Below are 3,272 nucleotides of genomic sequence, written 5' to 3' on the forward strand. Positions count from 1 at the left end.
GCTTGTCAGGGGGGCGGAGCCTATGGAAAACCGGCAACGCCGGGGTCCTTTTTTGGTCCACCTTCCTACCACATCTTCTCTTGCCGCTTATCACCTGAATATGTGGGTAACGCCGCTCCTGCTTTTGAGCAAGCCGGCTCCGCTCGCCGCAGTCGAACGACCGAGCGGAGCGAGTCAGTGAGCGAGGAAGCGGCATTTCTCCTGCAGTACATTTTCTGCCGACGCATCTGACCCCGATTTTTCACCTGCTTTATGTGGCAGCTATGCCGCGTATTTCTGCGATGCTGCATTCTAAGCCAGTATACATTTCGCTAGCGCTACATGACTGGTTCGGCGCTGCGCCCGAAACCCGCAAGATCGCGCCGGCACCCATTTTTCAGGACAGGATGTGTGTTTGTAATACCGCGCACGCGCCGGCATTACAAACACCCTGGTCAGGGCTGCGCCCCGACACCCCGCCAACGCCTCACGAACGCGACAAAATTCGCGCCCGTTCACCGTTACCAGTACAGCCATTCCGGAGTCAGCTGCTGCAGGATATCCAGTAATTGGACCAGATCTGTCATTACCTTCAGCAGAGCCTCTGTCAGTTTTAAAATCTTGAACATCTTTCTTCATCTCCCATTGCTTGATTTGGCTTCATGGGAAATTAGTGAGTTTGTAATTTTCAGTGGCAAAAAAGTTACTTTTCCCCCCGCCTCTGGCCCTCGAAGCGAGGCATCTTCATGAACGAAACGACGGGGCTGTTTTGCGCATGCGCAAAATCCGGCATGTGGGACCATGGTCCCACATGACACTAACACTGCTGAAAACAAGGCTTACGGGCACAGATCCGGACAGAACCGGACAGTAGTCATCTGGCTGCATGGCTATGCAGGAGGGTGAAATTTATCAGGTTGCGTTTTGCGGGGAACAGGCAGGGAAAGGTGCGTGTTTCAGGCAGGAGGCCTCAGAAACGCGCTGAGGCCTCCTGAGGCGGTGCGGGCAACGGATGTTATGGTAAATCTAGCTGTACAGTATCAGTCAGAAAAAAGGCGAGCATAGTTAATTGCTCGAGACATAGTCATCTGATGGCTTTTATCACCACTCGCACTAGGCGCTTGGTTATGTGGCTGACTTTGTGTTTTCGGCTGACCCGTCTGAGAGAGCGAGGCTGCCGCTGTATTTAACTGGGCATTCTGTCTCATGTTCATTTTCTCTTCGTACCTGCTATGAATGATCTTTAATGTTTCTTCTAAAATCCGCCGGTAATGGTTTTTTACCGAGTTGTTAGATAACGGTATGTTGTCGTACCTGATGCCGTTATCTTTCCAAATGATTTTGTATACTTTACCACCGGAGTGGCGATCTCGTCTGTATGCATATTTGATAGCACTGGTGACTTTACATCCCACTGACGACGTAGAGTATCCACGATGACGCTTTTTTTTTCTAAGCCTTTGTTCCGCATAGTAGAGGCAATGAGCTGCAAATTCGCCTCCAGTTGAACCTAAATCGTAAACTATTGGTTTGCTTTTTATCGCAATCATCGGGGGTGTATACATACCTACTAATATAGCACCTGAGTGTTTATCGAGGACCACCATGCCGAAGGTGAAGTCTTCTACATCCATGTAGAGACTCATTAAACTAGCGTACTGCTCTGGAGTTATGACTTTCAGCTGCATAGCTTGCATAAGGACGATCATCGGATGATCACCACACATAAGGGATATTGCTTCTGTTCCTTTGAAATCTATATGTATAGCTTTTTTTTCAATAACATCTCTTCGAAGATGTCCATCAACTGACCATTTGCCATCACAAGCAGCAAATTCAAACTCTCTGTATATTGTTGTTGTCATATCAATGGCTTAATTCTTTTTCGACTATCGTTAAGATACCAGATATACGAAAAAAAAATCAGATATTGATAGTTATCGTAATAGAAGATGCATCGATACCAGTTGCATTGCTTATATCTTGCTTAGCTCTTTCAACTGCCTCGTTGAGGCTTAGTTTTTTCGGCGCTTCTACAGTGGGGTTTGGCTGAGATGGTTTTGAAATCTGGAATTTTTTCCATTCCAGTTGCTCTGGCTTTATCCCTATACGGGAAAAGGCTTCCTCTGATGTCAGATAAGCAACCGGATAACGCTGACCACCAGTGAGCGTTTTCCATGCTTTTTTTACTGATATTTCAGCATATTCCTCAAATGTAATTACGTTTCTGTCGTTGTAATCAGGGTTTTTAAAGCATCCAGTGATCTTTGCAATGAGAAAGCCAGTTCCGTGTTCGAGGTCTTTCACCGCCCATGTTTCTCTTCGGTTTCTTACTGCGATGAGATACTTGGCGTCATTAAGCCGTTCTGCTTTTGCTAGCCAATAACCTGACCCCCCCTCAGCGCTCATTATGTTTAGATCTTTGCCTGTAAATACGATAACCGCGTTATCATCTTTCATATAGAAATTTCCCTTGTGAGTTTTTTATCGTCATTAATTTAATTCTATACTATAAAAATTGGTTTTTGAATGAATTTATGCGATAGGGTTGGGCTTCTATGAAACACGTCCTTGCGTGAGTCTTATCTGTTTTTATTTTGTTTTTATTTGCTTTTATGTGTTTTTATGTGCATCTTATTGCGTTGTTATTCTTTTGGGGTGTTATATGTCGATATCTATGCAGCAAATAGATTCATGTATTGAAACGACCATCAATCGTCTTTCTAGCGAAGCAGGTACGATGGTTAGTAATTTCTATCTTGACCTGCGTTCTCCCGGTAGACAGCGCATTACTGAAAAGCTGGTAGAGCAATCAATAGATCTTTGCAGGTCTCGTGGTATCTATGCTGAGCGGGAAGGTGATGGGTTGCTTGTGAGAGTGGATCTGAGAACGTGCTATCTGAATCCAGGCCAAGCTGAAATGTTTAATGTAGCTATTGGATATACGCGTTCAGTTCACGGGAATCATCTATAAGCTGTCTATACAAAAGGATCTTCTTGAGATCCTTTTTTTCTACGCGTAATCTCTTGCTCTGAAAACGAAAAAACCACCCTGGCAGGTGGTTTTTCGAAGGTTAGTTAATCCTGGCAGATTCTCTAACCGTGGTAACAGTCTTGTGCGAGACGTCACCAAATCTGTCCTTCCAGTGTAGCCGCACTAAGGGCACCACTTCAAGAACTCTCGATACATCTCTCGCACATCCTGTTTACCAGTGGCCGCTGCCAGTGGCGTTTTGTCGTGTCTTTCCGGCTTGGACTCGAGTCGATAGTTACCGGATAAGACGCAGCGGTCG

Annotated in this window: 3 protein-coding genes; all 3 read right to left on the bottom strand. The window is 45.5% G+C overall.

Going from position 1 to position 3,272, the window contains the following annotated elements:
* Nucleotides 1-1,019 precede the first annotated feature (1,019 nt).
* Nucleotides 1,020-1,844 (bottom strand): hypothetical protein, encoded by an 825-nt coding sequence (locus ABIE02_RS22355; RefSeq protein WP_336995244.1) that lies wholly within the window; start codon nt 1,842-1,844, stop codon nt 1,020-1,022.
* 58 nt (nt 1,845-1,902) lie between these two features.
* Nucleotides 1,903-2,439 carry a hypothetical protein gene (locus tag ABIE02_RS22360; RefSeq protein WP_336995245.1) on the bottom strand — a complete coding sequence of 179 codons (537 nt, stop codon included), beginning with the start codon at nt 2,437-2,439 and terminating at the stop codon, nt 1,903-1,905.
* A gap of 697 nt (nt 2,440-3,136) precedes the next feature.
* Nucleotides 3,137-3,272 (bottom strand): replication initiation protein (locus ABIE02_RS22365; protein WP_429211445.1); only part of this gene is annotated, 136 nt, incomplete at its 5' end.

Source organism: Leclercia sp. 1548 (assembly GCF_050435045.1).
Lineage (GTDB): Bacteria > Pseudomonadota > Gammaproteobacteria > Enterobacterales > Enterobacteriaceae > Enterobacter > Enterobacter adecarboxylatus.